23 protein-coding genes are annotated in these 26,071 nt (G+C 72.5%); 12 read left to right on the forward strand and 11 right to left on the reverse strand.

All coding sequences use genetic code 11. The annotated features are described in order from the left end of the window. Positions 1-52: 52 nt before the first annotated feature. Entirely contained in the window at positions 53-1,483 is a 1,431-nt protein-coding gene (locus ABGB11_RS32020) for a hypothetical protein (protein ID WP_347638982.1), read from the forward strand. Continuing rightward, on the forward strand, positions 1,480-2,619 hold the full coding sequence (locus ABGB11_RS32025; RefSeq protein WP_347638984.1) for a hypothetical protein: 1,140 nt from the start codon (positions 1,480-1,482) through the stop codon (positions 2,617-2,619). Before ABGB11_RS32020 ends, ABGB11_RS32025 begins: the two co-directional genes overlap by 4 nt. On the opposite strand, the gene ABGB11_RS32030 is transcribed toward ABGB11_RS32025, so the two are convergent. Together ABGB11_RS32030 and ABGB11_RS32035 are read right to left on the reverse strand one after the other, a co-directional pair. Then, positions 2,612-3,424 (reverse strand): PIG-L family deacetylase, encoded by an 813-nt coding sequence (locus tag ABGB11_RS32030; RefSeq protein ID WP_347638986.1) that lies wholly within the window; start codon positions 3,422-3,424, stop codon positions 2,612-2,614. The genes ABGB11_RS32025 and ABGB11_RS32030 overlap by 8 nt on opposite strands. A gap of 53 nt (positions 3,425-3,477) precedes the next feature. Beyond that, complete coding sequence (locus tag ABGB11_RS32035; protein WP_347638988.1) at positions 3,478-4,332, reverse strand: class II glutamine amidotransferase; 855 nt, start codon at positions 4,330-4,332, stop codon at positions 3,478-3,480. Between the two features lie 90 nt (positions 4,333-4,422). On the opposite strand from ABGB11_RS32035, the gene ABGB11_RS32040 reads away from it, so the two are divergent. Then, positions 4,423-4,923: an HAD domain-containing protein gene (locus tag ABGB11_RS32040; protein WP_347638990.1), complete on the forward strand. Its 501-nt coding sequence runs from the start codon at positions 4,423-4,425 to the stop codon at positions 4,921-4,923. A 90-nt stretch (positions 4,924-5,013) separates the two neighbouring features. Here ABGB11_RS32040 and ABGB11_RS32045 read toward each other — a convergent pair whose 3' ends face one another. Beyond that, a complete protein-coding gene (locus ABGB11_RS32045; RefSeq protein ID WP_347638992.1) occupies positions 5,014-5,658 on the reverse strand; it encodes an HNH endonuclease family protein in 645 nt (214 codons plus the stop codon). A 197-nt stretch (positions 5,659-5,855) separates the two neighbouring features. On the opposite strand from ABGB11_RS32045, the gene ABGB11_RS32050 reads away from it, so the two are divergent. Both ABGB11_RS32050 and ABGB11_RS32055 read left to right on the forward strand, forming a co-directional pair. Then, positions 5,856-6,863, forward strand: coding sequence for a methyltransferase (locus tag ABGB11_RS32050; protein WP_347638994.1), 1,008 nt, complete (start codon positions 5,856-5,858; stop codon positions 6,861-6,863). Between the two features lie 89 nt (positions 6,864-6,952). Then, positions 6,953-7,714 carry an SDR family oxidoreductase gene (locus ABGB11_RS32055; protein WP_347638996.1) on the forward strand — a complete coding sequence of 254 codons (762 nt, stop codon included), beginning with the start codon at positions 6,953-6,955 and terminating at the stop codon, positions 7,712-7,714. Between the two features lie 3 nt (positions 7,715-7,717). Here the strand turns inward: ABGB11_RS32055 and ABGB11_RS32060 are convergent, their stop codons facing one another. Together ABGB11_RS32060 and ABGB11_RS32065 are read right to left on the reverse strand one after the other, a co-directional pair. Beyond that, entirely contained in the window at positions 7,718-8,356 is a 639-nt protein-coding gene (locus tag ABGB11_RS32060) for a CoA pyrophosphatase (protein WP_347638998.1), read from the reverse strand. After that, on the reverse strand, positions 8,353-9,192 hold the full coding sequence (locus ABGB11_RS32065; RefSeq protein WP_347639000.1) for a helix-turn-helix domain-containing protein: 840 nt from the start codon (positions 9,190-9,192) through the stop codon (positions 8,353-8,355). The genes ABGB11_RS32060 and ABGB11_RS32065 overlap by 4 nt, the downstream gene beginning before the upstream one ends. A 95-nt stretch (positions 9,193-9,287) precedes the next feature. Between ABGB11_RS32065 and ABGB11_RS32070 the strand changes: the two genes are divergently transcribed. Continuing rightward, positions 9,288-9,866, forward strand: coding sequence for a TIGR03086 family metal-binding protein (locus ABGB11_RS32070; protein WP_347639002.1), 579 nt, complete (start codon positions 9,288-9,290; stop codon positions 9,864-9,866). A 66-nt stretch (positions 9,867-9,932) separates the two neighbouring features. Next, entirely contained in the window at positions 9,933-11,327 is a 1,395-nt protein-coding gene (gltX, locus tag ABGB11_RS32075) for a glutamate--tRNA ligase (protein WP_347639004.1), read from the forward strand. Here gltX and ABGB11_RS32080 read toward each other — a convergent pair. The 3 genes from ABGB11_RS32080 to ABGB11_RS32090 form a co-directional block, all read right to left on the reverse strand. After that, entirely contained in the window at positions 11,324-12,340 is a 1,017-nt protein-coding gene (locus ABGB11_RS32080) for a sulfite exporter TauE/SafE family protein (RefSeq protein WP_347639006.1), read from the reverse strand. The two genes, gltX and ABGB11_RS32080, sit on opposite strands and share 4 nt — an antisense overlap. Positions 12,341-12,458: 118 nt before the next feature. Beyond that, a complete protein-coding gene (locus ABGB11_RS32085) occupies positions 12,459-13,115 on the reverse strand; it encodes a response regulator (protein WP_347639008.1) in 657 nt (218 codons plus the stop codon). Positions 13,116-13,191: 76 nt separating this feature from the next. Then, positions 13,192-17,433, reverse strand: a complete 4,242-nt coding sequence (locus tag ABGB11_RS32090; protein ID WP_347639010.1) for a HAMP domain-containing protein — start codon at positions 17,431-17,433, stop codon at positions 13,192-13,194. 321 nt (positions 17,434-17,754) lie between these two features. Between ABGB11_RS32090 and ABGB11_RS32095 the strand changes: the two genes are divergently transcribed. The 3 genes from ABGB11_RS32095 to ABGB11_RS32105 are packed head-to-tail and all read left to right on the forward strand — an operon-like array spanning position 17,755 to position 20,790. Then, complete coding sequence (locus ABGB11_RS32095; protein WP_347639012.1) at positions 17,755-20,007, forward strand: SpoIIE family protein phosphatase; 2,253 nt, start codon at positions 17,755-17,757, stop codon at positions 20,005-20,007. A gap of 31 nt (positions 20,008-20,038) precedes the next feature. Next, on the forward strand, positions 20,039-20,377 hold the full coding sequence (locus ABGB11_RS32100; protein ID WP_024936128.1) for an STAS domain-containing protein: 339 nt from the start codon (positions 20,039-20,041) through the stop codon (positions 20,375-20,377). A 44-nt stretch (positions 20,378-20,421) separates the two neighbouring features. After that, the gene (locus ABGB11_RS32105; RefSeq protein WP_033333276.1) at positions 20,422-20,790 is read left to right on the forward strand and encodes an ATP-binding protein; all 369 of its coding nucleotides are present in this window, start codon (positions 20,422-20,424) and stop codon (positions 20,788-20,790) included. Positions 20,791-20,877: 87 nt separating this feature from the next. Here the strand turns inward: ABGB11_RS32105 and ABGB11_RS32110 are convergent, their stop codons facing one another. Both ABGB11_RS32110 and ABGB11_RS32115 read right to left on the reverse strand, forming a co-directional pair. Next, positions 20,878-22,227, reverse strand: a complete 1,350-nt coding sequence (locus ABGB11_RS32110; protein ID WP_347639015.1) for a 3-deoxy-7-phosphoheptulonate synthase class II — start codon at positions 22,225-22,227, stop codon at positions 20,878-20,880. A 127-nt stretch (positions 22,228-22,354) separates the two neighbouring features. Then, positions 22,355-23,359: a sigma-70 family RNA polymerase sigma factor gene (locus ABGB11_RS32115; protein ID WP_347639017.1), complete on the reverse strand. Its 1,005-nt coding sequence runs from the start codon at positions 23,357-23,359 to the stop codon at positions 22,355-22,357. Positions 23,360-23,489: 130 nt separating this feature from the next. Between ABGB11_RS32115 and trxA the strand changes: the two genes are divergently transcribed. Continuing rightward, on the forward strand, positions 23,490-23,843 hold the full coding sequence (trxA, locus tag ABGB11_RS32120) for a thioredoxin (protein ID WP_347639019.1): 354 nt from the start codon (positions 23,490-23,492) through the stop codon (positions 23,841-23,843). A 113-nt stretch (positions 23,844-23,956) separates the two neighbouring features. After that, entirely contained in the window at positions 23,957-24,790 is an 834-nt protein-coding gene (locus ABGB11_RS32125; protein WP_347639021.1) for a putative RNA methyltransferase, read from the forward strand. Here the strand turns inward: ABGB11_RS32125 and ABGB11_RS32130 are convergent. Continuing rightward, positions 24,728-25,483 (reverse strand): hypothetical protein, encoded by a 756-nt coding sequence (locus ABGB11_RS32130; RefSeq protein WP_347639023.1) that lies wholly within the window; start codon positions 25,481-25,483, stop codon positions 24,728-24,730. The two genes, ABGB11_RS32125 and ABGB11_RS32130, sit on opposite strands and share 63 nt — an antisense overlap. Positions 25,484-26,071 lie beyond the last annotated feature (588 nt).

Raw genomic sequence — 26,071 nt, forward strand, 5'->3', positions numbered from 1 at the left:
CGCTGTTCGCGCCCCCCTTCCCCGGCCGGCGCCCGTCCACCCCGGGGGAGTGATGAGCGAGACGTTCGCGGATCTCGTCGCGTGCGAGGACGTGCTGATGTTCGTCAACGCGGCGATCACGTCGACCGGGCAGCGAGAGTTCCACCACCATGCGGGTGAGCAGCGTCTCAGCCTTGAGTTCCTGCACGAGTACATGCTGGAGAACTACCGGGACATGTACGCGGACGTCCTCGCGCTGGACGTCAACGACCACAACGCGGCGATCATCGTGCGGAACCTGCTGGTCCGGGCGGGGGACGTGGACGTCGAGCGGCGGCGCGGGGAAGGACGGCTGATCGCGCGGCGGCTGGAGGAGCTGCCGCCCCAGCGCGTGTACCGGCTCTTCCGCGAGCTGCGGCGGCTCGGGGTGAACAACCGGCGGACGCGCGTCATCATCCGCGACTGGATGGCGGGGCGGCGGGACCCGGAGTTCGACGCCGTCAAGTACCGGGGCGCGGTGAAGGACGCGGCGCGGCACGCGCATCTGCGGCTGCGCGGCGAGCAGCGCAACTTCCTGTTCGCGCCGTTCAGCGTCAAGGCGTTCAAGACGCCGATCTTCGAGCAGTGGCGGCGGGCGCACTACGAGCACGCGGCGATCTACGAGCTGCCGTACACGGTCGCGGAGGGGTTCGCGGTCAAGCACCGGATCCCGCGCGAGGTGTTCCTGGAGCGCATCGAGCCGCGGATGACGCGGCTGGAGCGGCTGCGCCTGCAGTCGAGCGGAGGGGCGGCCGTGCGGACCGATCTGGGAGAGATGCCGCTGACGCGCCTCGCGTCGTACGTGCTCTCCCTGCCGCTGGACGAGCGGTCCGCACGGCGGGCCGAGCTGAGCCGGGCGCTGCGGACCGCCGCCCGGCGGGTGGCGGGCGCCGCGCGCGGCTCCTGGGGCAGGGTCACGGCCGTGCTGGACGACAGCTACTCCTCGCTCGGGTCGGGGCAGAAGCGGCGGCGCCCGCTGGCGGTCGCGCTCGCCGCGCACTACCTGCTGGAGACCCTCGCGAAGGACTACAGGCCGCTGTGGACGTCGGGTCGCACCGACGAGCTGCTGTTGTACCCCTCCGGCCCGACGCCGCTGGGGCAGCGGATCATCGACGCCCTGGAGACGGCCCCCGAGCGGCTCCTCATCATCTCCGACGGCTGGGACAACGCGCCCCCCGGCCTCGCCGCGGACGTCCTGCGGATCTGGCGCACGCGCCTCGACCCCGGCCACCGGCTCGCGCCGGGGCAGCGGGTGATGATCGCGCACCTGAACCCGGTGTACGACGCGGACGACTTCGACGTGCGGCGGCTGTCGCCGGCGGTGCCGACCGCGGGCATCCGGGACGCCGAGGACCTCCCCACGCTGGTCGAGCTCGCCCGGTTCGCCGAGGGACGGGTCGGCCTGGCGGGGCTGCGGGCGCATCTGGACGACCGGGTCGCCCGGTTCCTCGGGGAGCGCGCATGACGATCAGGCTGGACGGGCTGGCGACCAGGCCCGCGCAGGTGTGGGGTTCCGTGCGGCTCGTCCCGCTCGTCCGGGAGGAGCCCGTCCCGCATCTGCGGCTGCACCGGAAGGCGTACGCGGAGCCGGTGTCGGTCGTGGACGTGGGCGACGCCGTGTACGTCTCGTTCGTCCCGCACGCCTTCGTGGCGTCGTGGAGCGACGGCGACCAGACGCAGGCGGCCTCGTACGGGACGCGCCTGCTGGAGCGCGACACCGCGGCGGCCCCGCCGCGAATGCCCGTGCGGTTCACGCGGAGGATGGCGCGCAAGGCCGGCAAGGACCGGCTGCGTTTCCTCCCGCTGCACCTGGCCGTCGAGGGCTACCTGGCGCTGCACTTCGGCGGGCCGGAGATCGCGTGGGAGGAATGGTCGCGCCGGGCGGTCGCGCACGGCCTGTCCCCCCGCAGCGAGGAGGCCTACCTCGGGCGGGAGGTCCGGGGCCTGGAGGACGCGCTCAGGATCTTCGAGATCCATCCCGGGCAGTGCGGCGTGATGGTGTACGTCGCCGACTCCCTGGCGAGCGCGTTCGTCGTCCCGCACCCCGACGACTACCGGGCGCTGCACCCCACGCTGGTCGAGGATCTCTTCGGCGAGCTGGTCTACATGTACGGCCTGCTGGGCGCGCCCGCCGGCGATCTGTCCGCGCCCATCGACTACGCGGGCATCCGCTCGCTGGACGACCTGCGGACGGCGGTGACGCTGCGCCAGGAGGAGTGGGCCGCCTTCCATGACGGGGTCATGGCCGGGCAGCTCTTCGACGAGGAGGGGACGCGGCAGGTGGTGCAGTACCTCCACGGCTTCGAACTCTCCCGGTGGCTGCCCTCGTTCGCGCTGCGCAGGGAGAACCACATCGGCGAGACCATCACCGGCGAGGACGGCCGCATCGCCTACATGAAGACGTTCAGGCTCTCGGAAGCGCAGGTCAAGCGCGGCTACCTGCTCAAGCGGCTGGCGGAGCACGACTGGCGGCTGGGCGCCACGGCCGCCGCCCTGGGCGCCGACAAGGCGGCCCTGGCGCTGCGGCTCGAACGGGCCGGGTTCGGCTATCTGCTGCGCCAGGACGTTCTCGACCACTACCGGGCCAAGCGCGCTACCTGAGCCCCGCGAACAGGTCGTCCTCCGTGCCGGGCGCCTCGACCCGGTCGTAGTGGCGAACGAACGCCTCGGCGGAGAACGCCATCCGCTGCGTCTCCTCCGGCAGCCGCAGCAGGAAGATGTTCTCGGCCTGGCTGGCGTGGGCCAGCAGCGCCTTGCGCTTGGCGTCGAAATGCGCGGCGACGTCCAGGACGCTGGTGATCAGCTCGTCGGGGGTGCCGAAGTCGTCGGGCGGGTCGAAACCGAGGTCGACACCGGCGTCCCGGACGGCCTGGAACATCTGCCTGCTCGCGGACCGGGGGATGGCCGTGTAGTACAGCTTGTCGGGGATGCCGGACCGCTCGGTGGCGGCGACCGCGACGCGGTGGGCCTGGATGTGGTCCGGGTGGCCGTAGCCGCCGTTCTCGTCGTAGGTGACGACGACCTGGGGGCGGTAACGCTCCATCAGCTCGGCGAGCCGCCCGGCCGGCTCGTCCAGCGGGACGTTCGCGAAGGCCGCCGGGTCGTCGTTGGCCGGCCAGCCCGGCATACCGGAGTCGGGGTAGCCGAGCAGCTCCAGGTGGCCGATGTCGAGCAGGCCGGCGGACTCGCGGAGCTCGGCGAGCCGCCGCCGCGCGACCTGCGCGGCGTCGTGCCCCGGCTCGGTGGGCTTCACGCCGCCGGGGCCGTCGCCCTGCTCGCCGTTGGTGCACGTCACAAGAACGGTGCGGACGCCCTCGGCGGCGTAGCGGGCGAGGATCCCGCCCGTGCTCAGCACCTCGTCGTCGGGGTGGGCGTGCACGGCCATCAGCGTGAGTTCTCGCGGCATCCGGGCTCCTCGGTCCTCGGCCGTCCACTATACGGCGGGGGCGGCGAAGCCGATCATGTCTGGGACACCGACTCCGCCGCCGACAGGTCGGCGGTGGTCAGCGGGTGCGCGGGCGTGCCGAAGGGGAAGTGCGAGGACGCCTGCCGCCCGTCCAGCATGAGCAGCTCGCCGGGATCGAGGAGCCGCCAGTCCGGGTCGTCGTCCATGCGCTCGCTCGCGACGATCCAGGCCGCGCACGCCTCCCGGTGGGCCGTGACGTCGATGCGGCCCGGCTCGCGGCCGGAGGACATGTGCCGGGCGGCGCCGGGTTCGGTGAGCTCGGGGGCGAGCACCCACAGCTCGTGGGTGTCGGGGTAACGCAGCGCCCACAGCCGCCCGGACTCGGCCAGCAGGAGGTTCAGCGCGAAGACGGGCAGCTCGGCGGCGATGCGGCCGACGGCCGCGATGAGCCCGGCCCGCGTGTCCCCGTGCCGCCGGATCTGCGCGGTGATGTAGGCGAACACGAGTTCGGAGTCGGTGTGCCCCCGCGCCATCGCCCGCTCCGCGTCCGTGAGCCAGGAGCCGAGGACGTCGAGGCCGCGCACGACCCCGTTGTGGGCGAACAGCCGGTCGTCCATGACGAACGGGTGGGAGTTGCGGACGTCCGGCGCCCCGGTCGAGGCGTACCGGACGTGGGAGACGAAGGTGTGCGAGGCGACGTACCGCGCCTCGGAGTTGAAGTCGGCGTCCCGGAAGGCGGCGATGGGCGCCCGGTCGCGGACCGGCTCCTCGCCCAGCGAGAACCAGCCGAGCCCCGTCCCGTCGGGCATGCGGCGGGACTGGGAGCGGAGACTGTCGGGGGCGTCCAGCAGCCAGAACGTGGCGCGGACGCGGGGCCCGCCGGTGGTCAGTCCGAACAGTCGGCACATGCGGGGTCGATGCCCGCTCGGCGGCGACCTATGACGGCCGCGCCGCGATGACCTTCGACGGGAGGGCCTGGATGCCGTACGGTCCGGTGTATGGGGTCGCCGGTGGTTCTTCTTGATGTCGACGGGGTGCTCAATCCCTTTGAGAGGCCTCATCGCGGGTTCCAGCGGCACCGGTGCTCGCCGAACGGGATGCCGTTCTCGCTGTGGCTGAACCCCGGGCACGGCCAGGCGCTGCTCGACCTCGCCGAGTCCACGGGCGCGGAGCTGGCCTGGGCGAGCTACTGGTGCGACAACGCCAACGAGTGGATCGCCCCGCGGGTCGGGCTGCCGGAGCTGCCCTTCGTGCCGATCCCGCAGTTCCCGGGAATCCGGATGGGCCGCACGCTCGGGGCGTGGAAGGCGCGCCACGTGGCCGAGTGGGCGGAGGGCAGGCCGTTCGTCTGGTTCGAGGACGAGCCGGACGCCACCGACTGCATCGCGGGGGAGCCCGGCGTCGCCGAGCACCTGCTCGTGGAGGTCGACCCGATGACCGGCCTGACCGACGAGCACCTCGGGATCGCCGCGACCTGGCTGCGGGCCCTGTCCGGCTGACGGTCGTCCGGCTGACGCCTGTCCGGCCGGCGGCGGAGACCGGCGGGTCCGCTGGCGCGCCGCGGACCCGCCGGGAGCGGGGGCGTCGCCTCAGCAGGTGCCGAGCAGGCCGGTGAGCGCCGACTTCTCCGCGGAGTCGACCGTGAGGCCGTAGCGGTACTTCACGTCGATCCACGACCTGGCGTACATGCAGTGGAACGAGGCCAGCGGCGGCGTCCACTCGGCCGGGTCCTTGTCCCCCTTGGCCTGGTTGACGTTGTCGGTGACCGCCCACAGTTGCGAGCTGGACAGGTCGTTGGCGAACTCCTGGCGGCGGGACGTCGTCCAGGAGGAGGCCCCCGACCGCCACGCCTCGGCGAGCGGGACCATGTGGTCGATGTCGAGGTCGGACGGCTGGGTCCAGGCGGCCCCGTCGTACGGGCTGGTCCAGGAACCGGACGTCGGATAGCAGTCCGAGCCGGTCCCGACGTTGTCGCCGTCCCGCTTGAGGACGACCTCGCGGGTGTTGCAGCTGTCGCCCTGGTCGATCCAGTGCGGGAACTTGTCCCTGGAGTAGCCGTCGCCGGATCCTTCGGCGGCGACGGTGAGGGCGGCGAGGTGCTGGGACGCGGTGCTTCCGTCTGGCGGGGGCGGCGGAGCGGCGTCGGCGGCGGGGGCGAGCAGGGCCGTCCCGGTGAGGGCGGCGGTGAGTGCGCTGATGCTGAGTGCGCTGGCGGTGATCCCCGTGCGTCTCACGGGAAGCTCCTTTTCGCTCGGGAGCACGAGCCGCCAGTCTCAAATAGTTAGATAAACCGGAAATGTCTATCGTGTTAGCAGAGATCACGATCAGGTAACAGCGACCTGTCCGGGAGGTTGCATTCGTCCAAGACCTCGCCCGAGGCGGCCTCGTAACGTGCGGACGGCAAGGGAAGCGGAACCGAAGGGAGCCGACGATGCCGAGATCACCGCTGATGGACCTGGCCTTCGGATTCATGCCGGCGCAGATCATCCACGCCGCGGCCGAGATCGGGCTGGCGGACGCCTTCACCGACGGCAGGCCGATGTCGAGCACCGAGCTGGCGAAGGAGACCGGTGCGCACGCACCGTCCCTGCACCGCCTGCTCCGCGGGCTCACCGGTCTCGGAGTCGTGGAGCAGCGCGACCGCGACCTGTTCTCGCTGACCGCCGAGGGGCGCCGCCTGCGCGCCGACGCCCCCGACTCGATCCGGTCGCTGATCAGGCTGTTCTGCGGCCCCGAGGTATGGCGGACGTGGGGTGACCTGACCGAGACGCTGCGCACGGGGGAGTACGCCTGGGAACGGGTCACCGGCAGGACGCCCTTCGAGTTCTTCGCATCTGGCGCCGAGCTGTCGGAGACGTTCAACCGGGCCATGGCCGAGCACACTCTCGACGTCGCGCCCGGCGTCATCGACGCCCACGACTTCGGCCGCTACGGGACGGTCGCCGACCTCGGCGGGGGCGACGGGACGCTGCTGGCCGCGATCCTGCGCGCTTATCCCGGCCTGCGGGGCGTCCTGTTCGACCTCCCCGCCGGGCTCGCCGCCGCACCGGGCACCCTGGCCGACGTCGCCGACCGGGCGGAGATCGTCCCGGGCGACTTCTTCGCGTCGGTCCCCGGCGGTGCGGACGCCTACGTCCTCAAGAGCGTCATTCATGACTGGCACGACGCAAAGGCAGCCGCGATCCTGCGGAACGTCCGGGCGGCGATGCGCCCGGACGCCCGGCTGATCCTGCTGGAGCAGATGATGCCGGAGATCGTCGCGCCGGAGTCGGCGGGCATCGTGCGCAACGACCTCAACATGCTGGTGGCGACCGGCGGGCGGGAGCGCACCGAGGCCGAGTACCGGGACCTGCTGGACGGCGCCGGGTTCGCGGTCGTCGCGCTGACCGGTCCGCTGCCTCCCGCGGCCTACCACGTCATCGAGGCCACGCCCGCCTGATGACCTGCGTCAGGGGACGCTTACGGCAGGGATTCCGGGAGCGTGCAGTATAGGAGCGCTGTGAGCAGCCCCCGACGAAGGAGTGTCCGTTGAGTTCTCTCGCCGGCCGTACGGCCCTGGTCACCGGAGGAAGCCGCGGGATCGGCCGGGCCATCGCCCTGGCCCTGGCCGCCGGGGGAGCGCGGGTCGCCATCGCCTACCGCCGCGACGAGGAGGCCGCGCGCAAGACGGTCGGCGACATCGAGGCCGCCGGGGCGCGCGGGCACGCCTTCCGCGCCTCGGTCGACGACCTCGGGCAGTGCCGCGACCTCGCCGCCCGCGTGGAGTCCGAGCTGGGCGCCCTGGACGTCCTCGTGCACAGCGCCGGGATCGCCAGCCGCGGGAACAGCGTGGCCGACACCGATCCCGCCGAGCTGGAGCGGGTCATGCGGGTGCACGCGTTCGGCCCCCACCACCTCAGCCAGGCGCTGCTGCCGCTGCTGCGGCAGGCGGAGCGCAGCGACGTCGTGTTCGTGTCCAGCGTGGCCACCGACCTCATGGGGGCGCACGGCGGCCCCTACGCGATGGGCAAGGCGGCGATGGAGGCGCTCGCCCAGGTCCTCGCCAAGGAGGAGCGCGGCAACGGCATGCACGTCAACATCGTCGCGCCCGGCCTGGTCGACACGGAGATGGGACGGCGGCTGGTCCGCGCCACCGCCGGCATCGAGGACATCCGGCAGGCGGACGCCTCGTCCCCTTACGGCCACGTGTGCACCCCCGAGGAGGTCGCCGACGTGGTGCGGTTCCTCGTCTCCGACGCCGCGTCCTACGTGACCGGGCAGCGCATCGTCGTGGACGGCGGGACGTTCTGACGCTCAGTGGCGCGTCCAGTCGGGCTGGAGGAAGTCGGCGACCCTGACCTGCCGCCCGAGCAGGACGACCTCGCGGAACTGCCACAGCATCGCGCCGGTCGGGGCGTGGACGCGCGAGTGCGGACCCAGCAACATCTGCAGCAGGCGCCCGCCGCCCGGCTGCGGCACCCACTTCGGGGTGTCGTCGGCGGCGAGCTTGCGCAGGCTGGTGTGGTGGACGGAGTGCACCTCGTCCGCGCTCGGAGCTAGGGTGCCCGGATCGTCCAGCGCCACCACGATCGGCGTGATCGCGAAGCCGGAGGCGGCGGGGAAGTCGTCGAGCCTGCCGAGGACGTCGCCGGGTCCGGCGGTCAGCCCGATCTCCTCGTGCAGCTCCCGCAGCGCCGCCGCCTCGGGCGTCTCGCCGTCCTCCAGGCGTCCGCCGGGCAGCCCCCACTGGCCGGCGTTGCGCCCCCGGTAGGCGCGCTTGATGACGATGATCGAGGGGACGCCGCCGTGGTCCACCGCGCACAGCACGACTCCGGCGCGGCGCAGGCCGGGCGCGTCCGGGACGGTCGTGTGCTCGAAGGAGCCGAGCCGTTCCGCGGCGAGGGCCCGGAACGCCGTGAGGTCGTCGAGCGGGCCGCGGGAGGTGGCGGTCATCCCCCGATACTGCCAGGCCCGGTCTCGCGCGCGTATCTCGCCGGCGGCGTACCGACGGAGGCGGTGATGTCGCGGACGAAGTGCGCCTGGTCGGCGTAGCCGAGTTCGGCGGCCAGCTCCGCCCAGTCCACGTCCGTCCCGGACGCGGCGCGCTCGGCGGCCTCCTGCATCCGGAACCGCCGGATCACCCACTTCGGCCCGATGCCCACGTACTCGTGGAAGAGGCGCTGCAGGCTGCGCGGGCTGAGCCCGACCTCCGCGGCCAGCTCGTCCACCCGGGCCAGGCCGGGGCGGCCCGCGATCCGCTCGACGATCGCGGCGGCCCGCTCGGCGGACGGATCCGGCGCGGGCCCGCGTCCGGCCAGGAACGCCTCCAGCAGGCCGACGGCCTCGGCCGCGTCGGGACGCGCGAAGATCTCGGCGGCGAGCGCGGTGCCGTCCGTGCCGAACACCTCCTCCACCCCGGCGAAACGGCCGGTCAGCGTGGCGACCGCCGCGTCCGTGAAGGGGCGGAATCCGCCCGGGCGGAAGGCCGCGCCGATCACGCGCCCCTCGTCGTGGATCTCCTCGGTGAAGTCGTCCCTCACCACGCCGACGATCCTGGCCCGTGTCGCGCCCCCGGTCAGGTAACTGGTGAAGGTCATATGGACCGACGGCCGGGTGAGCACCCGCTGGCGGTGCGGCGGCCGGCCCCGTAGATCCCAGCGCAGCACCCAGAAGTGGGCGACGAACGGGGCGAGGGCCGCCCGCGGCGGGATCCGCTCGATCTGGAAGCGCTCCAGGCCCCTCCGCGGCCGGAGGATGCCGCGCGTGCCGCCGGGCAGGGGACGTTCCATCAGGTCAGGCTAACGTGGCGCGTTTCTTCAATACGCGCCCCGAGGGGCCTCCTAACGTGGACCCCGTATTCGAACGAATGAGCGAGGAGGCGGTCATGGACATACGGACCCGGATGCTCCCCGCCGCGGAGGCCGCGGCGCGGATCGTCCTGGAGATCCCGGATAGCGCCCTGGACGCGCCGACCCCGTGCCCGGACTGGGACGTGCGAACGCTGGCCTCCCACCTGATCCTGTGGACCGGGCGCGGCGAGACCGCAGCGCACCGGCTGCCGCCCACCGGGCCGGGGGAGGACCACGACTTCACCGCCGAGGCGGGCTGGGCCGAGCGGTTCGCCGAGCAGGCCCGCAAGACCGCCGAGGCATGGCAGGACCCTGCCGCGTGGGAGGGCAACACCAGCCTCACCGGGAACAAGGAGGGCATGCCGGCCGGGTTCATCGGCGGGATCCTCCTCGTCGAGTGGGTCATGCACGGCTGGGACCTCGCGGTCGCCACCGGTCGCGAGCCCGCTTTCCCGCCCGCGGTGGTGGAGGCCGCGTGGGAGCAGGTCTCCGCCATGGCCGAGATGAGCCGCGAGTACGGGGTCTTCGGAGCCGAGGTGCCCGTGCCCGGGGACGCGCCGCTGCTCGACCGCGTGCTCGGCAAGGCGGGCCGCGACCCGTCCTGGAGGCCCTGACACGCCGGAACGGCCCGAGGGGAAACGAGGCGCGAACCGCGCTCCGGGCGCCCTACCCTTGGTGGCATGTCTTCGACCTCTTCGATCCGCGTACGATTCGCCCCGTCACCGACCGGCATGTTCCATGTCGGCGGCGCCCGCTCGGCGCTCTTCAACTGGGCGATGGCGCTCCAGTCCGGCGGGACGCTCGTACTCCGGATCGAGGACACCGACGCCTCGCGTAACAGCCCGGAGTGGACCGAGGGCATCATCCGCGCCCTGGCGTGGCTCGGGATGGACGGCGAGCAGTACGAGGGCCCCTACTTCCAGTCCGCCAACGCCGACAAGCACGCCGAGGCCGTCGAGACCATCAAGGGCAAGGGCCGCGCCTACTACTGCGACTGCTCGCGCGAGGCGATCGTCGCCCGCACCGGCGACTCGCACAAGGGCTACGACGGCTTCTGCCGTGACCGCGGCCTGGAGGCCGGCCCCGGACGCGCCCTCCGCTTCCGCACCCCCGACGAAGGCCAGACGACCGTCGTCGACCTGCTGCGCGGCAAGCCGGTGTTCGAGAACGCCCTCATGGAGGACTTCGTCATCGCCCGCGCCGACGGGTCGGTCACCTTCCTCCTGGCCAACGCGGTCGACGACATGAGCCAGGGCATCACGCACGTCGTGCGGGGCGAGGAGCACCTGTCGAACGCGCCCAAGCAGCAGCTGCTCTGGGAGGCGCTCGGCGGGGAGCCGCCCGTGTGGGCGCACGTCCCGGTCATCGTCAACGAGAAGCGGCAGAAGCTGTCCAAGCGCCGCGACAAGGTGGCGCTGGAGGACTACCGGGCCGAGGGCTACCTTGCCGAGGCCATGCGCAACTACCTGATGCTGCTCGGCTGGGCACCGTCCGGCGACCGCGAGATCGTCCCCTGGGACGTGATCGTCGAGGAGTTCCGCATCGAGGACGTCAACACCTCACCCGCGTTCTTCGACGTCAAGAAGCTCCGCGCGATCAACGGCGAGTACATCCGGGCGCTGCCGGTGGAGAAGTTCATCGCCGAGTGCCTGCCGTTCCTCCAGGAGGCCCCGTTCGACGTCGACGTCGCCGTGTTCGCCGAGCTGGCGCCGCTCGCGCAGACCCGCGTCGCGCTGCTGTCGGAGATCGTCCAGATGATCGATTTCGCGTTCCTGGACGAGCCGCCGTCCGACGAGCAGTCCTGGAACAAGGCGATGAAGGAGCCGGCCGCCGAGATCCTCGCCGCCGCCGAGGCCGCCTACCAGGACGCGCCGTGGAACGCGGCCGAGCTGAAGGACCGCCTGGAGCGGATCGGCGCCGAGCACGGGCTCAAGCTCGGCAAGACGCAGGCGCCGGTCCGCGTCGCGGTCACCGGCCGCACGGTGGGGCTGCCGCTGTTCGAGTCCCTGGAGGTCCTCGGCCGCGATCGCACCCTCGCGCGCATCGCCGCCGCCCGCGCCCGGCTGGCCGCCTAGCGAAAGGTGACCGCCCCGGGGAAGTGGCCGGACGCGCACACGAAGCGCATCCGGCCGGGCCCCGGGGCGCCCAGGTCGATCCGCGTCTCACCGGTCTCCGGGAGGATCACGTCGCGGCCCAGGCTCGGGATGGTGAACGCCCTGGTGTGGCCGCGCGTGCCCGCCGTCTTCACGACCAGGACGGTGCGCACCCCGGCGCGGGCGCTGAGCGCCGAGGGCCGGTAACCGCGGTCGAGGGCCCACACGGTCACGATCTGGGTCCCGGACGCATCCGTCGAGACGAACCGCGCCGCATCGGACGCCGCCGCCGCCGCGCCGCCGTCCGGGAACCAGCCGCCGAGGCGCAGCCCCGCGACAAGCGTCCAGCCGGCGACGGCCAGCAGCCCGACGGCCAGGACCGCCGTCAGCCGTCCCCGCACGGCCGCCAGGGACCGGCCGACCGTCACTCCGACCAGCCCGAACAGCGGCGCGGTCCCGAGCACGAACCCCGCCATGACCGCGGCGCCGCCGAGCGCCGACCCCGACGAGACCGCGAGCAGTTCGGCCGACAGCGTCAGCCCGCACGGCAGCAGCACGGTCGCCGCCCCGAGCGCGGCGGGACGCCCGGAGCGCGGTAGGCGGCACTCTTCGGCCTCCCTCCGCCGCACGAGGCGCCGCGCGGGCCGAAAGCCGAGCAGGTCGAGTGCGAACACCGCGAGCATCAGCGCGGCCGCCGCGAGGATCGCCCCCCGCAGGCGCGGCCCGGGTTGGAGCGCGCCGCCCGCCAGGCCGAGCAGTGCCCCCAGCAGCGTGTGCGAGACGAGCTTCGCCGCGAGGAAGGCCGCCACCGGACGCACAAGACCGGCCCGGACCTCCCTATGAGCCGACTCCGTGCCCGCCGCGCCTTCGCCCGGCGCCTCGCATCCGCAGGAGACCGCGCCGGTGAGCAGACCCAGTTGCACGGCCGCGCACGTGGTGCCGCCCGCGAGCAGGCCCGTCCCGGCACCGGCGAGGAACAGCGCGGCGACGCCCACGCGGACCACCTCCGCCGCGAGACCCTCCCCGCCTCCGGAGGCCGCGAAGCGTTACCGCACGGACACCGTCCGGTGTCCCGCGGTGCCCCGGGCAGTCACCTCGCTGCGCCGGCGGCGGTCATCCCGCGGAGGGCGCCTGACCGTCGAGGGCGGCCCGCAGTTCGGCGAGCCGGCGGTCGAGCTCCTCGACGTCGTCGCGCAGCGCGGCCGGCACGCGCTTGCCGACCAGCTCCGCCTGCTCCTGCACCGAGGCCAGGCGGTCGCCGACGCGCCGGTCCCCGGCCGGATCCGGCCCGTCCCCGGCCGGGCGCGCCTTCAGCAGCGTCGCCTGCTCCCGCAGCAGAGCCGCCTGCTCGCGCAGCAGGGCGGTCTGGTCGCGGAGCTGCTTGTTCTTGGTGTGCAGCTCCACGAACACCGACACCTTGGCGCGCAGCACCCACGGGTCGAACGGCTTGGAGATGAAGTCGACCGCGCCCGCCGCGTAGCCGCGGAACGCGTAGTCGGGGTCGCTGTTCACCGCGGTCAGGAAGATGATCGGCAGGTCGCGGGTCTTCTTGCGCCGCTTGATGTCCCGGGCCGTCTCGAACCCGTCCATCCCCGGCATGACGACGTCCAGCAGGATGACGGCGTACTCGTCGGTGAGCAGCGCCTTCAGCGCGTCCTCCCCGGACCGGGCCCGGACGAGGTCCTGATCGAGGGAGCTGAGGATGGCCTCCAGCGCGATCAGGTTCTCCTCGCGGTCGTCCACGAGCAGGATCTTCGCCTTGTCGTCCACGCGCGTCTCTCCGATTCCGGTCCCCGCCATCGCCGCCGACCCCGCGGCGAGCCACCTGCCGGGCGTCTCCTCCTCCTCAGCGGACGATGGAGGGTTGCAGCCAGTTCCTCATGACGTCAAGGAGATGGTCCACGTCGACGGGCTTCGGCACATAGTCCGACGCGCCAGAGGCGAGGCTCTTCTCCCGATCGCCCTTCATCACCTTGGCCGTGATGACGATGATCGGCAACTCGGCGAACTGCGGCATCTCCCTGATCGCGGCCGTCGTGGCGTAGCCGTCCAGACCCGGCATCATGACGTCCATCAGGACCACCGCCACGTCCGGGTTCCGGTGCAGCACCTCGATCCCGGCCTGGCCGTCCTCGGCGTACAGGACCTCCATGCCGTAGCCCTCCAGCACGCTGGTGAGCGCGAACACGTTCCGCACGTCGTCGTCGACGATCAGGACCTTGCGGCCCGACAGGGCCGCGTCGAGGAACTCGGCGGGCGGCTCCTCCAGCAGCCCGTTCAGCGCCGACTCCTCCTCGCCGGGACGGTCCGCGGCGGGCGGACGCTGCTCCGCCGTCCGCCCCTGCTCCACGGCGGGGGCGGGCCCCGGCCCGGCGATCCCGCCGTTGCCGCCGCCGGCGGCCAGACCCGGCACCGCGTCCGCCGCGGCAGGCTCGTCCGGCAGCGCCATGCGGCGCCGGCCGTCCCGGTCGCTGTACTGCGCGGGCAGGTACAGGGTGAACACGCTGCCGCGGCCCGGCTGGCTCTCGGCGTGGATCTCCCCGCCCAGCAACCGCGCGATGTTGCGGCTGATCGACAGGCCGAGCCCGGTGCCGCCGTAGCGGCGGCTCGTGGTCCCGTCGGCCTGCTGGAACGGCTCGAAGATCTCCTGCAGCTTGTCGGCGCTCACCCCGATCCCGGTGTCGATCACGCGGAACGCGATCACATCGGGGGTGTTCCACAGCGCGGGCAGCGTGAAGTCGATGTCGCCGGCCCGCTCGATCAGCAGCCGGACCTCGCCCTCCGCGGTGAACTTCACCGCGTTCGACAGCAGGTTCCGCAGCACCTGCTGGAGCCGCTGCTCGTCGGTGTTCAGGGTGGCCGGGACGTCCGGCGCGACCTCCACGCCGAACTGCAGGCCCTTGTCGACCGACAGCGGCCGGAACGTCGCGTCCACGTAGTCGACCAGCGCGGAGACCGACAGGTGCTGCGGGTGCGCCTCCATCTTCCCCGCCTCGACCTTGGCCAGGTCCAGGATGTCGTTGATCAGCTCCAGCAGGTCGGTGCCGGACTCGTGGATGGTCCGCGCGAACTCCACCTGCTTGTCGGTGAGGTTGCCGTCCTGGTTCTCCGACAGCAGCTTGGCCAGCACCAGCAGGCTGTTCAGCGGCGTGCGCAGCTCGTGCGACATGTTGGCCAGGAACTCCGACTTGTACCGCGAGGAGATCGCCAGCTGCTCGGCGCGCTCCTCCAGCGTCCGCCTGGCCTGCTCGATCTGGAAGTTCTGGATCTCGATCGCGCGGTTCTGCTGGGCCAGCAGCGCCGCCTTCTCCTCCAGCTCGGTGTTGGAGTGCCGCAGCTCTCCCTGCTGGCGCTGCAGCTCGTCCGACCGCTCCTGCAGCTCCTGCGCGAGCCGCTGCGACTCGCCGAGCAGCGCCTCGGTGCGGGTGTTGGCGCGGATCGCGTTGAGCGTGACCCCGATCGTCTCGATCAGCTGGCTGAAGAACGCCAGGTGGACGTCGGTGAAGCGGCCGAAGGAGGCCAGCTCGATCGCGCCGAGCACCTCGTCCTCGAAGACGATCGGCAGCACGATGATGTTGACCGGGGACGCCTCGCCGAGGCCGGAGCCGAGCTTGACGTAGTCGGCGGGCGCGTCGGCGATCAGCAGCGGCCGGCGCTCCTGCGCCGCCTGCCCGACCAGGCCCTCGCCCAGCCCGAACCGGATGTGGCCGCCGCGGTGCCGCCGCGTCCCGTACCCGGCGATCAGCGCCAGCTCGATCTCCTCGCCGGAGTTCTCCGCCAGGTAGAAGGCGCCGTACTGGGCGCTCGCGGTCGGCGTCAGCTCCCGCATGATCAGATCGGCGACCTGCTGGAGGTCGCGGTGGCCCTGCATGAGCCCGCCGATCCGCGCGAGGTTGGTCTTGAGCCAGTCCTGCTCCTCGTTGGCGCGGGTCGTCTCGCGCAGCGTCGCCACCATCAGGTTGACGTTGTCGGACAGCTCGGCGACCTCGCCGCGCGCCTCCACCGTGATCGTCCGGGTCAGGTCGCCGGTGGCGACCGCGCTCGCGACCTCGCCGATCGCGCGGACCTGGGTGGTCAGGTTCCCGGCCAGCTCGTTGACGCTCTCGGTCAGCCGCTTCCAGGTGCCGGACACGCCCTCGACCTCGGCCTGGCCGCCGAGCCGGCCCTCGATGCCGACCTCGCGGGCGACGCGGGTGACCTCGGACGCGAACGACGACAGCGTGTCGACCATCGTGTTCAGCGTGGTCTTCAGCTCCAGGATCTCGCCCTGCGCGTCCACGTCGATGCGCCGCGTCAGGTCGCCGTGCGCGACCGCGGTCGCGACCTGGGCGATGTTGCGGACCTGGTAGGTCAGGTTGGACGCCATCCCGTTGACGTTGTCGGTCAGGTCCTTCCACATGCCGCCCGCGCCGGGCACCCGGGCCTGGCCGCCGAGCCGGCCCTCGGTGCCGACCTCGCGGGCCACCCGGCTGACCTCGTCGGCGAACGCCGACAGGGTGTCGACCATCGTGTTCAGGGTGTCCTTGAGCTGCAGGATCTCGCCCTGCGCGTCGACCTCGATCTTGCGGGTCAGGTCGCCCTGCGCCACCGCCGTGGTCACCTGCGCGATGCCTCGCACCTGGTTCGTCAGGTTGTTGGCCATCGAGTTGACGTTGTCGGTCAGATCCAGCCAGACGCCGCCGGCGCCCGGCACGATCGCCTGGCCGCCGAGGCGGCCCTCGGTGCCGACCTCGCGGGCGACGCGGGTGACCTCGGACGCGAACGCCGAGAGCGTGTCCACCATGGAGTTGACGGTGTCCTTCAGCTCCAGGATCTCGCCCTGCGCGTCCACCGTGATCTTCTTGCCGAGGTCGCCCTCGGCGACGGCGGTGGTGACCTGCGCGATGTTGCGGACCTGGAACGTCAGGTTGGAGGCCATCCCGTTGACGTTGTTGGTCAGGTCCTTCCACACGCCGCTCACGCCCGGCACGTTGGCCTGGCCGCCGAGGCGGCCTTCGGTGCCGACCTCGCGGGCGACGCGGGTGACCTCGTCGGCGAACGCCGAGAGGGTGTCGACCATCGTGTTCACGGTGTCCTTGAGCTGCAGGATCTCGCCCTGCGCGTCGACCGTGATCTTCTTGCCGAGGTCGCCCTCGGCGACGGCGGTGGTGACCTGGGCGATGTTGCGCACCTGGTAGGTCAGGTTGTTCGCCATAGCGTTGACGTTGTCGGTGAGGTTCTTCCAGACGCCGCTGACGCCCGGCACGTTGGCCTGCCCGCCCAGCTGCCCCTCGGTGCCGACCTCGCGGGCGACGCGGGTGACCTCGTCGGCGAACGCCGACAGCTGGTCGACCATCGTGTTCACGGTGAGCTTCAGCTCCTGGAGCTCACCGGTCGCCTCCACCGTGACCTTGCGGGTCAGGTCGCCCTCGGCGACCGCGGTGGTGACCTCCGCGATGTCGCGGACCTGCGACGTCAGCCGCGCCGCCATCACGTTCACCGACGCGGTCACGTCCCGCCAGCGGCCCGTCATGCCGCGCGCCGGGGCCTGCCCGCCGAGCCGGCCCTCCGTCCCGACCTCCCGGGCGAACTGGGTGACCTCCCAGGTGAACTGGTCGAGCAGCTCCACCATGCCGTTGACCGACTTGGCCATGCGCAGCAGCTCGCCGCGCATCGGACGGCCGCGCACCCGCAGCTCGACCCGCTGGCTCAGGTCGCCGGCCGCCACCGCCTCCACCACCTGGCTCATCCCGGTGGCGAGGTCGGTGAGCTTGTCGATGATCGCGTTGGCGTCCTCCACCGCGGTCACCCAGAAGCCGCGCAGCGTCCCCGGCGTCAGGCGCCCCCGGAGCTGCCCCTCCCGGCCGATCTCCCGGCGCACGCGGGCCAGGCCCGAGGCCAGCTCCATGCCGTTCTGCCGGATCTCCTCCAGCACCGCCGCGGCCTCCGCGACGGCGCCCTCGCCCGGCACCTCCAGCTCCGACCTCGCCTTGCCGTCCCGGACGGCGATCAGCGCCTTCAGGAGCGGTTCGAGGTCCGCGTCGCTGTAACGCGGGGTGGTGTCGCGGTACCCGCCCCGGGGGCGGGCACGTGACGCGGTACGCGGCATGCTCTTCATCCTCCTGGCCCGCGATCGTTGGTCATCCGGGTGACACGGACTCCTTGCTCCAGGGCCTGTCCGGCCGCCCTTGTACTCTACGTCTCCACGCGGCGGCGGAACCCCTCCACCGCGGGGCCGCCGTCGCGCGGCGCTGACCGTGCATCCTGCCCTGTAGCCTTCGTGTTACGGTCTGTCGTGTTGTGGCGGGGTCGCGAACACCGAGGCCGGACGCATCGCACGGCCCGGTTCCCGGCACTCGTGGCCGGGCGGCCGACCAGTCTGTCACGATAGCCAGGCCCGGGTAGAGACGCTTCGAACGAGGGACGACAGTTGGATCGGCAGACGGCGTCGGCCACCTTCCCGTCCGCCGCCGCGGCGGTGGCGGACGCGCGCCGGTTCGTCCGGAAGGTGCTGGCCGACTGGGGCATGGACGAAGTGGCCGACGACGCCGTCCTCGCCACGAGCGAGCTCGCCACCAACGCGATCGCCTACGCCGGCACGTCCTTCGAGGTCTCCTGCAGCCTGGAGAGCGGCAGCGTGGAGATCGAGGTCCGCGACCGCCATCCCACCCGCGGCATCGAGATGCCGGGCGTCACCGCCTCCAGCGGCCGCGGGCTCCCGTCGATCTCCCGGCTCGCCACGTCCTGGGGCGTCTCCTACGACCGCCGCACCAAGGGCGTCTGGTTCCGGCTGGCCCGGCCCGGCGCCGTGGCGGCGCCGCCGGACCCCGGGGCGGGGGAGGCCGCCCTCACCACCGGGATCGCGGCCGGATCCCCGCGGCGCGAGCGCGCCGGCCGGGACGGCGCGCGGGAGGTCGCCGACGGCGCCGACACCGGACGGGAGGGCGCCGGCTCCGCCCAGGGCCGCGAGAGCAGGCTCGTCGGCGGCGCGAGCGAGATGCCCGTCGCGGGCGACCGGCTGCTGCGCTCCCCGGCCGCCATCGAGGCCATGGAGGACGGCGTCGCCACCGTCCGGGAGGTCCTCGGCGCCGAGGGGGCCGCCGTCCTGCTGACCGAGCGCGACGGGCGGCTGATCATGGGCTCGTCCGCCGGGACGGCCGCGGAGATGCCGCTCGGCGAGCTGTCGGTCGGCGCCCTCGGCCCCGCCGCCCGCGCCGGCTCGGCCTGGGTGGCCCACGACGCCGCCGATCCGACCGCCGAGGCGCTGCGGGCCCCGTCGCTGGCCGCCGCGCCGCTGGAGTCCCAGGGCCGGCTGACCGGCCTGATCGTGGCGGTCTCATCGGTCTCCGGCCGCTTCGACGAGGCCGACGGCGTCCGGCTCGGCCGGCTCGCCGACGAGATGTCGCTCTCCCTGGAGAAGGCCAGGGTGGGAGAGTTGGAACGGTCCTGGCGCGGCTGGCTCAGCTTCGTCGCCGAGGCCAGCGACCTGCTCGCCGGAACCCTCGACCAGGAACGCACGATGGCGCTGGTCGCCCAGCTCGTCGTCCCGCGCCTGGCCACCTGGTGCGCCGTCTACACCGTCACCGAGTCCGAGCCCGACCGGCTCGCCTACGTGTGGCACGCCGACGAGAACCGCGCCGACGGCCTCCGCGAGCTCCTCGAACACGCGGGCGCCGCCCCGCCGACCGACACCCCCGGGCCCTGGAACGGGCTCGCCACCGCCGCCGCGGGCGTCCGGGCCGCCGCCGGCGACACCGCCTTCGACCAGGTCTACGCGTTCCCGCTGATCGCCCGGGGCCGCCGCATCGGCACCATCGTTATCGGCCGCCCCTCCGGCGACCGCTTCCCCCGCAGCGCGGTCGAGCTGGCCGAGGAGCTGAGCCGCCGCGCCGCCCTCGCCGTCGACAACGCCCGCCTGTTCTCCGCCCAGACCGCCATGAGCAGCGCGCTGCAGCGCAGCCTGCTGCCGCCCGCCATCCCCGAGATCCCCGGCCTGGAGGTCGCGGTGGTGTACGAGCCGGCCGGGGAGGGCAGCGAGGTCGGCGGAGACTTCTACGACGTCTTCGAGAGCGGCCTGCGGCCGGGCAGCCCGGCCCCCGCGTCCCGCTGGCGGTTCGCCATCGGCGACGTGTGCGGCACCGGCCCGGAGGCCGCCGCCGTCACCGGCCTCGCCCGGCACGCGCTGCGCATCCTCGCCGCCGAGGACATGTCCGTCCCGGCCGTCCTGACCCGCCTCAACCGGCTCATCCTCGGCGAGGGCGAGCGCGGCCGGCTGCTCACCCTGTTGCACGGCGAGATCGCCGCCCGGCGGCGCCGCGACGGCGTGACCATCAAGCTGACGAGCGCGGGGCACCCGCCCCCGCTGGTGCTCGACCCGGAGGGCGGTGTGCGCGAGGCCGCCTCGCCCCAGCCGCTGCTGGGCGTCTTCGACGGGGTGGACTTCCACACCGACACGGTCGACCTGCGCCGCGGCGAGGTCCTGCTCTGCGTCACCGACGGTGTCACCGAACGGCGCTCGGGCAACCGTCTGCTCGGCGACGGGCACGGGCTGGAGAAGCTGCTGGCCGGATGCACCGGCCTCAGCGCGGGCGCGGTGGCGGCCCGTATCCAGCGCGCGGTCCGCGACTTCGGCCCCGAGCCGTCGAACGACGACATTGCCCTCATCGTTCTGCGGGCGTCATGATGGAGACCAACAATCGGTAAGGTGGGGTGGCGTGGGGCTTGCCTTGCACACGACACGACAGGACGGCCGTGCGACGATCGCCGCGCGCGGCTCCATCGACCTGCACTCCTCCGACGAACTGCGCGCCCGGCTGACCGAGCTCGTGGACGCCGGCGAGCGGGCGGTGGTCGTCGACCTCGCGGCGGTCGACTTCTGTGACTCCTCCGGCCTGAACGTCCTGGTCAGGGCGTACAAGCACGCCCGTGCGCAGAACGCCACGCTCACCGTCACCGGCGCCTACGGCCGGGTCGAGAACGTGCTGCGGACCACAGGCCTCGACCGGTTCCTGATCGAGGGACCGGCGGAGGAGGCTTCGGCCGATGGGCGGTGAGGGGAACCGATGAAGAACGGCGAGCGGGCGGAGTGACCGACCCGATGACCGAGACCACACTGCGCGCGGCGCCGCAGACCGAGGCCGTCGAGTACGCGCGTCGCCTTGCCGCCCGCACCATGCGCACCTGGGCGCTCATGGACCGCGAGGAGCTCGTCACCGCCATCGTGGCGGAGCTCGTCGCCAACGCGGTCCGGCACGCCGGCACCGCCCTGGAGCTGCGGCTGCTGCGCGGTACCGGCCGGATCCGCGTCGAGGTCCGCGACCGCGCGGCCCAGCTGCCCCGGCTGACCGTTCCCGGCCCCCTGGACGAGTCCCACCGCGGCCTGTTCATCGTCGACCGGTTCGCCAACTCCTGGGGTGCCGACCCGGTGACCGGCGGGAAGGTCGTCTGGGCCGAGGTCGACATCTGACCATGCCCCCGGCCGAACCGGCCCTTTACAAGATCTCCTGAAGGGCGCGCCCGCCGGCACGGCCGGTAGGCGCGCTCGCAGGGGCGGTCAGACGGACTTGCGGTACAGCTCGGCGACCATGAAGGCGAGGTCCAGCGACTGGCCGCGGTTGAGGCGCGGGTCGCAGGCCGTCTCGTAGCGCTGGTGCAGGTCGTCCTCGACGAGGCCGTCCCCGCCGCCGACGCACTCGGTGACGTCGTCGCCGGTGAACTCGATGTGGATGCCGCCCGGATGCGTGCCGAGAGCGCGGTGCACCTCGAAGAACCCGGCCACCTCGTCCAGCACGTCGTCCAGCCGCCGCGTCTTGTGCCCGCTCGGCGCCTCGAACGTGTTGCCGTGCATCGGGTCGCAGATCCACGCGACCGGCGCGCCGGTCTGGCGGACCTTGTCGATCAGCGGCGGCAGCGCGTCGCGGATCCGGCCGGCGCCCATCCGGGTGATGAACGTGAGCCGGCCCGGCTCGTGATCGGGGTTCAGCCGCTCCAGCAGCGCGATCGCGTCGTCCGGCGAGGTCGTCGGGCCGAGCTTCACCCCGATCGGGTTGCGGATGTGACGCAGGAACTCCACGTGCGCGCCGTCGAGCTGGCGGGTCCGCTCGCCGATCCACAGGAAGTGCGCGGACACGTCGTACGGCTGGCCGCTGAGATGGTCGATGCGGGTCAGCGCCCGCTCGTACTCCAGCAGCAGCGCCTCGTGGCTGGAGTAGAACTCCACCCCGTGGAACTCGTCGGGGTTCGCCCCGCACGCCTTCATGAACGTCAGCGCCCGGTCGATCTCGCCCGCCAACTGCTCGTAGCGGCGGCCCGCCGGGCTCTGCTGGACGAAGTCGCGGTTCCAGGCGTGCACCTGCCGCAGGTCGGCGTAGCCGCCCTTGGTGAACGCCCGGCACAGGTTCAGCGTCACCGCCGAGCAGTGGTAGGCCTTCAGCAGGCGCCGCGGGTCGTTGCGGCGGGACGCGGCGTCGAACCCGAACCCGTTCACCGCGTCGCCCCGGTAGGCGGGCAGCTCCACGCCCCCGCGGACCTCCACGGGCTTGGACCGCGGCTTCGCGTACTGCCCCGCCATCCGGCCGATCTTCACGACCGGGACGCTGGCCGCGTAGGTGAGCACGACCGCCATCTGCAGCAGCGTCTTGAGCTTGTTCTTCACCGCGTCGGCGGTCGACCCCTCGAACGTCTCCGCGCAGTCGCCGCCCTGCAGCACGAACGCCTCGCCGCGTGCGACGTCCGCGAGCTGCTCTTTCAGCTGGTCGCATTCACCGGCGAAGACGAGCGGCGGCTGGGTCGCCAGTTCCACGGCGACCTTTCGGACCTCGTCCGGATCGTCCCATTCGGGCTGCTGCAGGGCGGGGAGGGCGCGCCAGGCGTCGAGCTCCCCGGTGACGGCGGATGTACTCACGCGAAAAGGCTATGGCACCGTCCGCCCTGCGGGGACGCCGAACCAGCACGTCGCCGCCCGCAGACACGGCCGGGCGGCCCCGGATTCGGGGCCGCCCGGTTCAGCTCAGGGGTGGGAGAGGAGCGGTTCAGGCCGCCCGGCTGCCCGCGGTGGCGGCCTGGCGGGCGATGCCCGGCTCGGCGGTCAGCGTCGGGCGACCGCTCGTGTCCGGTTCGTTCGCCAGTTGCCGCAGCCGTCGCAGCGACCGGTCGGTGATCTGCCGCACCCGGTTGTGGCTCAGGCCGTACCGGGCGCCGATCTGCGCGTACGACAGGGGCTGGCCGCTGTCCATCCCGAACCGGGCCCGCAGGATCGCGGACTCGCGCTCCGGCAGCCGGTCGAGCAGCCGCCCGAGACCCTCGATGTCGTCCAGCGCGAGGATCTCCGACTCCGGGGTGACGGCGTCCGGATCCTCCAGCAGGTCGCCCATCGGCGTCTCACCGGCGTCGTCGACGGTCGCGTCCAGGCTCGCCGGGTCACGCCGCCAGCGCAGCAGCTCGTCGACGTGCTCGGCGTCGGCGCCGAGCGTCCCGGCGAGCTCGTCGCGGGTCGGCTCCCTGCCGAGCTCGCGGCCCAGCTGGCGCTCCGCGCGCCGCAGCCGGGACAGCTCCTCCTCGACGTGGACGGGCAGCCGGATGGTGCGGGCGGTGTGGCTGAGCCCCCGGCCGATCGCCTGCCTGATCCACCACGTCGCGTACGTGGAGAACTTGAAGCCGCGGCGGTAGTCGAACTTCTCCACCGCGCGCATCAGCCCCAGGTTCCCCTCCTGGATGAGGTCTATGAGGGGCAACGAATCGGTCGGATACTTCCGGGCGATCGAGACGACCAGCCGCAGGTTGGCCTCGACGAAGCGCTGCTTGGCGTGCAGCCCCGCCGCGACCAGCTCCTCCAGCTCCTCGCGGGAGGCGCCCTCGGGCACCCTGCCCTCCTCGAGAAGCTGTTCGGCGTACAGGCCCCCTTCGATCGCCTTGGCCAGATCGACCTCCGCCTGCGCATCGAGCAGCGGAGTACGGCCGATCCGGTCGAGGTATGCCCCGACGAGATCCTTCTCGGGGACGTCGACCCTGTCGCCCTTGGTACGGGTTGCAGCCATCCTGACCCTTCTCCGGTGCGATCTCCCTAGTGGGACAACGCTAATTACCGCTCTGTGATTCCCAGGTCGGGAATACTGCGAGACGGCAAGCCGCTCTATGACCTGATACCCCGACTGAGGAGAATGCGACATGGCGACGGTCACACTCACCGCCGAGAACTTCGACCAGGTGGCTCAGGCCGACGGGATCGTGCTGGTCGACTTCTGGGCGGAGTGGTGCGGTCCGTGCAAGAGGTTCGCTCCCGTGTACGAGAAGTCGGCGGGCAGGCACGAGGACATCACCTTCGGCAAGGTCGACACCGACGCCGAGCCGGAGCTGTCCCAGCGCTTCGGGATCAGGTCGATCCCGACCCTCATGGCGATCCGCGACGGCCTGATCGTCTTCGCCGAGCCGGGCGCGGTGCCGGAGCGGGTTCTGGAGAACGTGATCGAGCAGGTCCGCGCCCTGGACATGGACGACGTCCGCCGGCGCGCGGACACCTGACCGTCCCCGCCCGCGGATCGCGGGAACGGGACGCGCGGCGGGCGCGCGGCCGGCGCGTCGGCAAAGAAGCAGGCGTCGCCCCTTCGGCGTTCCGCATGGACGATGATGGACGAATGCTCGCCGATGTCGTCCCATACCTGGTGTGCCCCGTGTGCGGAGCCGGCCTCGAACTGGCCGGCCGCGGACTCCGCTGCTCCGCCCGGCACTCCTTCGACATCGCTCGACAGGGCTACGCCAACCTTCTTCCGGGCAACGCCCGGCCGGGGACGGCCGACACGCCGGAGATGGTGCGGGCACGGGAAGAGTTCCTGAACGCCGGGCACTTCACGATGCTCGCGGACCGGCTCGCGTGGGGGGTCGCCGCCGCGCGGCCATCGCTCGTCCTCGACGCGGGCGCCGGCACCGGGCACTACCTGAGCCGGATCCTCGACAGATCGCCGGACGCCGTGGGGCTCGCGGTGGACATCTCCAAGCACGCCGCCCGCCGCGCCGCCAAGGCGCACCCGCGGAGCGGCGCGGTCGTCGCCGACCTCTGGCGTCCGCTCCCCGTCCGGGACGGCGCCGCCGGGACCGTCGTCAACGTCTTCGCGCCCCGCAACGCGGCCGAGTACCACAGGGTCCTCATCGACGACGGGCTCCTCATCACGGTGACACCGTCGCCGCGGCATCTCGGCACGCTGGTGGAGCCGCTGGGCCTGCTCTCGATCGACGAGCGCAAGACCGAGCGCATGGACGCGGCGCTCGCCGGATACTTCAAGCTCGACTCCCGCGAGGAGATCGAGACCGAGGCCGTCCTCACCCGGGCCGAGGCCGCCACGCTCGTGGGGATGGGGCCGAGCGCGCACCACGTCCCGGCCGGTCTGCTGGAAGAGCGGCTGGGGCGGCTACCGGACCCGGTGCCGGCGCCCCTGTCGTTCGTCCTGTCGACGTACCGGCGCCTCGAATAGGCGCACGTTCTGAGTGATCTCAAGGAGCACCTGCGGCACCTCGCCGGGCTCCGTGACGCCCTTCACCCCGGGTACGTCGACCGTTTCGTACATGAAGGACGTGGAGATCGCGCGCGCCGTGCCACTCAGCAGGAGCCGTTGGAGCGCCTGGCCGGCACGGAGCCACTCGGCGGGGGAGTCGCCCCGGGTCGTCAGCACGGCCCGCTGCCCGACCGAGCCGGGGGCGGGCGGGAGCGGATGAAGCGTCGCCCCTTCCAGTCTCGCCTCACCGCCCAGCTCGTTGACGAGGGGGAGGGACGGCCTGGTCCCCGATGCAGGACGGTCCGTCAGGAATGGGCGGAGGGTCGCGGCGTAGAGGAGCCGTTCCTCGCGGGTCACCCGGTGGCGACCGGCGAGCCGGACGGACGCGAGGAGCGTGGGACGTCCCGCGTCCGGAAGCAGGCGCACCACGGCCTCATGACCGAGCTGGGCGGCCGCCAGGCGCAGGTTCACGAGCGCCGCGCCGCAGCTGAGGTGCAGGCCCCGTCCCGCGGGATCGTGCATCGGCCGGAACCTGTCCGGGTCGGCGTGCACCTCGATCAGGCCGGGCACGACTTTGAATCGCCAGGCGTGCACGTCATGGATGGTGGGCCCCATCGTCGCGGCGACCACCAGACGTTCCGCCGAAGCGCGGACGGCTGCGGGCACATTCACGAGGTGTCCTCCTGACCTCGGTAGACAGGCGCGCCGGGAGCCACCGCCGTCCCGTGGCGTCACCCGCCGCGGGAGGCGGTCTGCGCACGCTACCTCACTGTGACCCGGCACACATAGTGCGCAAAAGGCGAGGTCACAGGGGCGTGTGGTGTGCCCGGGAGACCAGAACGCCGAGTGGTCGGGAGCGACGGATTTGACGGTCTCGAACACCCGCCTTAATGTCTCTCCTGCCCCGAGGGGATGCGGGACGCCGGAAGGCGGACGGCCCCGGGGGGAACCACACCGTCGAAAATGGTTCGAGCTTCGCTCGGGCTGTTGTACGATGGGGGAACCGCCCGGACCGGGATGCAGGACGCCGCAAGGTGGCCGGCCCGCAGGGCACTCCCTACGAAACGATCTCGCCAGGTTCTCGACCTGGGGATGTTTCGTCGCGTGGGGCCTGGAACGTCCTCGAACCGTCGAAAGATCTTCGCCGATCGACTTGACAACGGGAACGAACCAGGTAAGTTAGAAGGGTTGCCCCGGAGTCGGGACCGTGAGAGCGGGGTCCGGCGCGGTGGGTGTCCGTTTCTTGAGAACTCAACAGCG

The organism is Actinomadura sp. B10D3, from assembly GCF_039871695.1.
Classification (GTDB): Bacteria; Actinomycetota; Actinomycetes; order Streptosporangiales; family Streptosporangiaceae; genus Spirillospora; species Spirillospora madurae.